This is a genomic window from Amycolatopsis rhizosphaerae, from assembly GCF_007713715.1.
Lineage (GTDB): Bacteria > Actinomycetota > Actinomycetes > Mycobacteriales > Pseudonocardiaceae > Amycolatopsis_E > Amycolatopsis_E rhizosphaerae.
The window spans coordinates 1-2,570 of the sequence record NZ_VJWX01000714.1 but is presented as its reverse complement, the minus strand read 5'-3'; the positions used below and the strand labels follow the sequence as shown (position 1 = coordinate 2,570).

3 protein-coding genes are annotated in these 2,570 nt (G+C 73.2%); 1 reads left to right on the top strand and 2 read right to left on the bottom strand.

What is annotated here, in order from left to right; all coding sequences use genetic code 11:
• A partial coding sequence (locus tag FNH05_RS35915) for an aminotransferase-like domain-containing protein (protein ID WP_144593295.1) occupies window positions 1-903 on the bottom strand: 903 nt, incomplete at its 3' end.
• On the opposite strand from FNH05_RS35915, the gene FNH05_RS35910 reads away from it, so the two are divergent.
• Window positions 902-1,801 carry a DMT family transporter gene (locus tag FNH05_RS35910; protein ID WP_144593294.1) on the top strand — a complete coding sequence of 300 codons (900 nt, stop codon included), beginning with the start codon at window positions 902-904 and terminating at the stop codon, window positions 1,799-1,801. The genes FNH05_RS35915 and FNH05_RS35910 overlap by 2 nt on opposite strands.
• 5 nt (window positions 1,802-1,806) lie before the next feature.
• Here FNH05_RS35910 and FNH05_RS35905 read toward each other — a convergent pair.
• On the bottom strand, window positions 1,807-2,570 hold a 764-nt coding region (locus FNH05_RS35905; protein WP_144593293.1), incomplete at its 5' end, for a carboxylate-amine ligase.

Below are 2,570 nucleotides of genomic sequence, written 5' to 3'. Positions count from 1 at the left end.
GGGGAGGGGCGGCGCGTCGGTGTGGGCGAGACGGCGGGCGAAATCGTCCTCCACCACGAAAGCGCTCGCCTCACGAGCGATCCGCAGCACGTCGTGCCTACGGGCGGCCGACAGGCTCGCCCCGGTTGGGTTGTGGAACAGGGGCTGGCAGACGAACGTCTTCGCCCCCGTCGTCCGGAAGGCCTCTGCCAGCAGATCGGTCCGCACTCCCTCGGCGTCCACGGGCACCGGGACCGGGCGCAGGCCCGAGGCCCGCGCGGCGGCGAGGATGCCGGGGTAGGTGGGTGATTCCACGAGGACGGGGGCGCCCGGGGCGGTCAGCGAGCGCAGCGCGGTGTTGAGCGCGCTCTGGCCACCCGCGGTGACGAGGACGTCGGCCTCACCGAGAGCCTGGTCCGGGCCCGCGATGTCCCGGGCGAACCAGGCCCTGAGGTCGGGAAGTCCTTCGACCGGTGGCCGGTCCCAGGTGCCCGGCCTGCGTCCCGCCCTGGCGAGGGCGGCGGCGAGGGCGCGCTCGGGTTGCAGTGAGGGGTGCGGATAGCCGCCGTTGAGGTCGATCGAGCCGGGCGGCGGCGCGGCGAGGGTGGCCAGCAGGCCGGACGCGTCCGCGCCGCGCGGTTCGATCCGCCCTTCGCCCGCGCCGAGGGTGACCTCCTGCCACGACACGTCACCCCGGGGCGGCGGCCCCGGCCGTCGCCCGCCGCGGAAGACCCCCGCGCCGGGGCGGGAGATCACCAGGCCTTCGGCGGCCAGTGCCGCGATCGCGCGGGAGACCGTCACCGGACTCACCCGGTACCGCTCCATGAGGGCACGACTGGACGGCAGTTTGCCGCCTTCCGGGTAGCGCTTGAGCTCATTTCGGAGAATACCGGCAAGATGAGCCACACTGCTACCATCATTCATGACAGCTCACGATAGCGCTACTCTGCCGAGCGCGATAGCGGCGAACCGCGGCGGAACGGCCTTCGCCGCGCTGGGCGTGCTCCTCTTCTCCTTCAGCTTCCCCGCCACGGCCTGGGCGCTGACCGGCTTCGGCCCCTGGACGGCCACCGGGGCACGGGGCGTGCTGGCCGCACTCGCGGCCGGGGTGTGCCTGGCCGCGAGCCGGGTACCGGTCCCCGGGCGGCGGCACTGGCCGGGACTGCTCGTCGTCGCCGGGGGATGCGTGGTCGGCTTTCCGCTGCTGACCACACTCGCGCTGCGAACCTCCTCGACCGCCCACTCCGCGGTGGTCATCGGCCTGCTGCCCCTGGCCACCGCCGCGATCGGCGCCGTGCGCACCGGTGCGCGGCCTTCGCGGCTCTTCTGGGCCGGGGCGGTGACCGGTGCGGTCGCGGTCATCGGGTTCACGCTGCTGCAAAGCCACGGCAAGCCGACCGCGGCCGATCTGTACCTGTTCGCGGCGCTCCTCGTGTGCGCCGCCGGTTATGCCGAAGGCGGGCGGCTCGCCCGGCACATGCCGGGGTGGCAGGTCATCGCCTGGAGCGTGCTCGCGGCGCTGCCGGTCACCCTCGTCACGACCGTGCCGGCCCTTTCGTCGGAGCCCGTGCATCCCACCGCACTGGCGCTGACGGGCCTCGGCTACATCGCCGCGGTCTCGCAGTTCGGCGGTTTCGTCGTGTGGTACCGGGGAATGGCCGCCATCGGGGTCACGAGAGCCAGCCAGCTCCAGCTCGCTCAGCCGCTGCTCACCCTGGTCTGGTCGGTGCTGCTGCTGGGAGAACGGGTGTCGCCGATCGTGCCGTTCACCGCGGTGATCGTGCTGGCCTGCATCGCCGTGACGCAGCGGGCGCGGGGCTGACGGTTTCAGTTCACCGAGAGGAGGTCGACGATGTCGGCGAACCGCCCGCGCCGGGCGTATGCGGCGCGCTGGCGGTTCGCGCCGCCGCCGGTCTCGCGGAGGCGCGCGAGTTCCTCGCGCGCGAACTCCAGATCCCCCGCGGTTTCGCGCAGCACCGGGGCGACCCGGTCCACCAGCTCGTCCAGTTGCGCGAGCACGGGCACGAGTTCGCCGGTGAGCGGGTGCAGGCAGCAGCCGGGAATGCCGTCGCGGGCGGCGCGCCAGAGGTTGCCCCGCAGCACTTCCTGGGGCACCGCGGGCGGCGGCGCGCCGAGATCGTCCAGCGCCAGACCGGCCAGGCCGCGGGCGAGAAGCCCCAGCAGCGTCGCTTCACCGGGAGTGGCGGCCACGTCGCTGACGCGGAATTCCAGGGTGGGCTGCTTTTCGGACAACCGGATGTCCCAGTAGACCATCCCGCGGTCGAGCAGGGCGCCCGCGTGCAGCAGCGCCTCGACGAGGGATTCGTAGTGATCGGCGGAGGCGAAGACCGGCGGCGGTCCGGAGGAGGGCCACCGGGACCACAGGATGTGCCGCCAGCTGGCGTACCCGGTGTCTTCCCCGTCGTGAAACGGCGAGTTCGCGGTGAGCGCGAGCAGCACCGGCAGCCAGGGACGCGCGTGATTGGCCACCCTGACCCCGGTTTCGCGGTCCGGGATCGCCACGTGCACATGGCATCCGCAGGTGGTGCCGGTATGCGCGAGGGCGCCGAAACTTCGCGCCATGCGCCGGT

Bases quoted from the DNA above. Each gene is read 5' to 3' on its own strand.
- FNH05_RS35910 (WP_144593294.1), top strand. From the start codon at position 902: ATGACAGCTCACGATAGCGCTACTCTGCCGAGCGCGATAGCGGCGAAC.